Source organism: Streptomyces sp. NPDC045701 (assembly GCF_056432045.1).
Window position 1 is genome coordinate 1 of record NZ_JBWKJV010000128.1, and the last position, 4,364, is coordinate 4,364.

Annotated in this window: 5 protein-coding genes; 1 reads left to right on the forward strand and 4 read right to left on the reverse strand. The window is 67.6% G+C overall.

The window, feature by feature from the left end:
* Positions 1-244 precede the first annotated feature (244 nt).
* The 4 genes from AC07DW_RS33440 to AC07DW_RS33455 all read right to left on the reverse strand — a co-directional run bounded on the left by AC07DW_RS33440 (position 245) and on the right by AC07DW_RS33455 (position 3,589).
* A complete protein-coding gene (locus AC07DW_RS33440; protein ID WP_478861380.1) occupies positions 245-913 on the reverse strand; it encodes a type 1 glutamine amidotransferase domain-containing protein in 669 nt (222 codons plus the stop codon).
* Between the two features lie 629 nt (positions 914-1,542).
* Positions 1,543-1,686 (reverse strand): hypothetical protein, encoded by a 144-nt coding sequence (locus AC07DW_RS33445; protein WP_478861290.1) that lies wholly within the window; start codon positions 1,684-1,686, stop codon positions 1,543-1,545.
* 1,268 nt (positions 1,687-2,954) lie between these two features.
* Positions 2,955-3,323, reverse strand: a complete 369-nt coding sequence (locus tag AC07DW_RS33450) for a PIN domain-containing protein (RefSeq protein WP_478861383.1) — start codon at positions 3,321-3,323, stop codon at positions 2,955-2,957.
* An 8-nt stretch (positions 3,324-3,331) separates the two neighbouring features.
* A complete protein-coding gene (locus tag AC07DW_RS33455) occupies positions 3,332-3,589 on the reverse strand; it encodes a hypothetical protein (RefSeq protein WP_478861381.1) in 258 nt (85 codons plus the stop codon).
* A gap of 394 nt (positions 3,590-3,983) precedes the next feature.
* Between AC07DW_RS33455 and AC07DW_RS33460 the strand changes: the two genes are divergently transcribed.
* On the forward strand, positions 3,984-4,307 hold the full coding sequence (locus AC07DW_RS33460; protein WP_478861382.1) for a hypothetical protein: 324 nt from the start codon (positions 3,984-3,986) through the stop codon (positions 4,305-4,307).
* The last annotated feature ends 57 nt before the right edge of the window (positions 4,308-4,364 follow it).

The following is a 4,364-nucleotide window of genomic DNA, read 5'->3' on the forward strand; positions in this document are numbered from 1 at the left end:
CACCCACAGCCCATGTGTCCCTCACCAAGGCCGCATAACATCAACCACAACGGAACCCCTCGTCGAGCTTTTACACCGCTCCGAGGACGCGACCCTCAACGATCCCCACCATAACTGATACAGCCTACCCATGACGGCCAAATGAGATGACTTCTTAGTCACCCGGCGGGGCGAAGAGATTCAAGCTGCGAATTCGCCAACATCATCCCTCTGTAGGCAAGGGCCCACAGCTCGGGGAAAGCTATCAGCTGTTCAAGACGTCAGCCATTGCTTGACCAGTACCGGCAGCGCTGGCAGGGTTCTGACCAGTGATCAGACGGCCGTCGACAACGGTGTAGGGCTCCCAGTTGGGCACACCAGAGTGCTTCGCGCCACGCTCGGTGAGCTTGTCCTGGAGCAGGAATGGGACTACCTCGGTCAGTCCGACTGCCACTTCTTCGTCATTGGTGAAGGCGGAGACATTCTTGCCGTCGACTAGGTAGGTGCCGTCGGAAAGGGTGACGTCAACCAGGCCAGCGGGACCGTGACATACGGCTCCAACGACTCCACCACGCTCGTAGATCTCTCGGACAGCGGACTGGGAGGCTGTGCTGCCGGGCAGGTCGAACATAGGACCGTGCCCTCCTGCGAAGAAGATCCCGTCGTAGACGGAGGTGTCGACAGTAGAGATAGCCGGAGCGTCGACGAGCTGAGCAGCACAAACCTTGAGAAAATCGCGCTGCACCGGGTCGTCCTTGTCGACCGTGTCAATGGGCGGCCACCCCCCCTCAACAGTAGTGATGTCAACGGTGTGGCCGGCGTCGATGAGTGACTTCCAGGGGTGGGCCGCCTCCGCGACGTAGTAGCCGGTCTTCCGACCGGTGTCGCCGAGCTGGTCGTGGCTGGTCAGTACCAGCAGAATGCGCTTGTTCATGCTGCAAAACGTATCCAGGTCTGCGGGCCAGAGGCTGCCCCGTCCAGTGGAACATCTGGGTGGATCGAGGTTCATCCATTCGGTGCAGTGGCTTCGTGGAGTTCTGGGCGCACGTTTAGCTCCTGGTGCTTGGGACAACGAGGGGGCAGGTTTTCTCGGTCTCGCTGCCATCTGCTGCTACAAGCGGCTGGTCCGCACCCCTACGCACACGGTCGTAGCCGTATCCGTAGCTCTTCCCAGTCCAGCGTTCTGTTCGTCGTCGGCCGCGTCGCGCCCACGGGCGCGATACCGCACTCACCACCGAGGACAGCAAGCGGGAGGATACAGGCGTATGCGGATATTATGACCGCGGCCGTCCGGCTGAGTTGCGTGGGTGTTTTCCCAGCAGATCAAGGGCGTTCCAGCATCTGGCGGCGCAGGCTTTCGTAAATCGGCTCGCGGAGCGCCCGGAGCTGGCCTCGATCCTTCAGTGGTGATCGCTGCTTCGTGAGGTGGTGGGTTCACCCCGTTTTGTTCCCGCGGGTGTCGGGCGGGGTCTTCGCGTGGCGCTGCGGGGCGCCGGGTTCCACGGGCCCGGAGTGTTGCGGGTTGTTCTCCTTCCTGGTCCTCGTCGGGGCGTGAGCCGGTGGTCAGGTGACTGCCGGAAGGGCGTAGAGCCTCTGCCAGGCCAGGACGAACGCGTCGGCCCAGGGCCAGGAGCGTTCGGTCCGCAGCCAGTGGCGGCGGGCGTGCTTCGCGAGGCGGGCCGGGAGGTGGCAGAGGCGCAAGCGCATGGGTGTCGGGCTCGGCGTCGGCCAGGTCGTCTTGATCGTGGAGAGTGAGCAGTCTCAGCCAGGCGTCCAGGGCGGCGGTGAGGTTCGCGGTCAGCATCCATGCCGCGTTGATCATCCAGGACTTGGCGGGCAGGTTGTGCAGCCCCATTGTTTTGTTCGTTCGCACGTGGTCCTCGACGACGGCGTGGTGGCGGTGCAGGGCGTCGAGCCACTGGATCTGGTGGGAGCCGGGGATGCGGGTCGTTTTGTTGATGCTGGTGGCGGTGATCGAGTACTTCCAGCCGGTCTTCTTCCCGAACGCGGTGAGGTCCTTCATCTGCCGGCCGGACGGCCTGACCCGGCGGGCGGTCAGCCGCATCCCCTTGATCCAGCCCTCCCGGCGGTTCAGCCCAACTCGGCCACGAAGTAGCCTTCCTCGGGGCTGCCGTCCTGCTTGAGCGAGCGGAACCGTGGTCGTCTTGCCCGAAGGCGGGCCGCTCGCGGGAAAGGGCGTGGTGGCCCGTATGGCGCACCTGGGCATCACCGTGGCCCGGGTCTCGAGCGGCCGCGTCCGGTGCAGGCCGACCGCGACCAGGCACACCTGCTGGGAATCGCCACCGGGGCGCAGGCCCAAATGCCCGGCCGTGCGGGCCGGCCGGGAGATGACACAGCGTGCGGCCGCAAGGCCGCCAAAGGGGGAGGACTTGCCATGCCCAACCAGCGCCGGACCCACTGACGAGGATCACGGACGCGCTCGGCTCGCCCGCGCTCGGTGCCCTGATCGGTATCGCCGGGCTCATTACGCCGGTGATCGGCTGGGCTATCGAGCGCGTCAACCTCAAGATCCTTCTCGTGGTCCAGGGCGTGGGGGAACGCGCCAGCAGCCAAGCCCAGCACGCCCTGGTTCTGGCCTTCACCGACCCCGACACCGCGGACGACGAGCTCCACCTCGCCGAGCAGCTCCTCACCGACCTCGACCTGCGCGCCGAGACCCGCGACGCCGACATCACCGCGCCGAAGCCGTCCTGGAGCTTGCGCTCGCGTTCTACCACTCCGTCCTCGGCGAGCGGGACAAGGTCCGTGCTGTCATCGACCGCCTGCACGAACCGGCCGGGACTGCCGACTCCGCCTACTAGGCCGACACCGCCCACTACATGGGCGGCCTCCCCCTGCCCGGCCCCTCCTCCGCGCAGTGGCTTGACGGGGGCGAGGCCGTCCGCGCCCGCTGGCACCGCCTCGTCCAGACCCGCCGAGCCCACCTTGGCGTCGGCGGGGATCCGGCTGCAGGATCAGGGTGTCAGGTCGAGGACGCGGACCGGCTCGCCGATCCACCGGTCGGGGGCGGTGGTGGCGATGATCCCTCCATCGGGGCGGTCCGGAGTCGGCTGGGCTGCGTACTGGCAGTGTGCCGCCGCCCAGGTGTCGTGCCGGGCCACGGCCAAGGCGGCCGGAAGGTCCAGGTCGAGCACGGTGATGCCCGGCAGCGCGGCCAGGTGCCCCGCGGTGCCCGGTCGGGCACGGTCGGCTTCGACGAGCGCGCACGTGGGGGCGTACAGGTGCCAGTCGGCCTGGGCGTGGGCGCGGTGGATGAGGCGGGAGGCGAGAACGTTGCCCTGGCCGGCCGCGGCCATCGCGGTGTCGTCCAGGACGATGTGCATGGCGGCGCTCACCGGGCGGCCGCCTGGGCCAGGCGGCGGTCCAGCTCGTTGTCGAGAGCCTGTTCCTCAGCGCGGGTGGGCGCGTAGCCGTTCCATTCCTTCAGTGCGGCTCGGGCCTGCTCGGCCCGCGCGGCACGCTCGGCCGGGGTAAGGAGGGTTTCGGCGAGGCGGGCCAGGTAGGCGCGCAGCGACATGCCCTCCTCCGCCGCTATGGCCGCCAGCCGGTCGCGGGCTTCCTCGGGAATGCGGACATTGGCGTCAGACATCATCGGGCCCCCATCCACACGCATAGGGTACGGGTACGTACCCATACCCGTACCCATGCTAGGGGAAGGCGACGAATTCGGTCAGGCGCCTGTTGCGTGGCTGGAGCCAGTGCAATGCTGCCACCAGCGGTGATCCCCGATCCGGGGGCCGCCGCCCTGGCTCACCCAGGTCACCCTGGCACGAGCCGCGCCGTCCCTCCCCGCCTCACGGGAGGGCCGACGGCTGCCCGGATACCCCTCCCCCACCGTCACCTCACACGAAAAACTCCTCGTCCGGGGCCGATACGGCCCGTCTGGTGCTGCACAACGAGGTACAGCGGTCTGCGAGATGCGCGCGCTGCGCCATGCGGGGGACACCTCGGTGACCAGCCGCGCATCGAGGTGTTGAACCTGTATGCCGCCCTCGCGCTCTCGCCGCCAGCCGCCCGCCGTCACCCGCCCGCACGCCCCGTTGACTGGCGAGTTCGCCGCTCAGCCCACCGTGTGCCGTCAGGCGTTCCAGATCGCCGTCGACTTCGGCTTCGTGGCCGTCGACGCGATCGCCGACCTCCTCCCCCAGAAAGAATCCCTCGCCCTGGTCCAGCGCTTGGGCTACTGCGATTGCGGCCGCCTCGCCCTGGACGATGACGAACTCACCCGCGGCGCACTGAGCACCGTCGCGGTCACCAACATGACCGCCGGTGAGGTGCCTCGAAGTTTCCGGACAGGGGTCCAATAGGATCACCCTGAACCAGAAACGAGGGAGAAGTGGCGCCACCGAAGAAATACTCGCCGG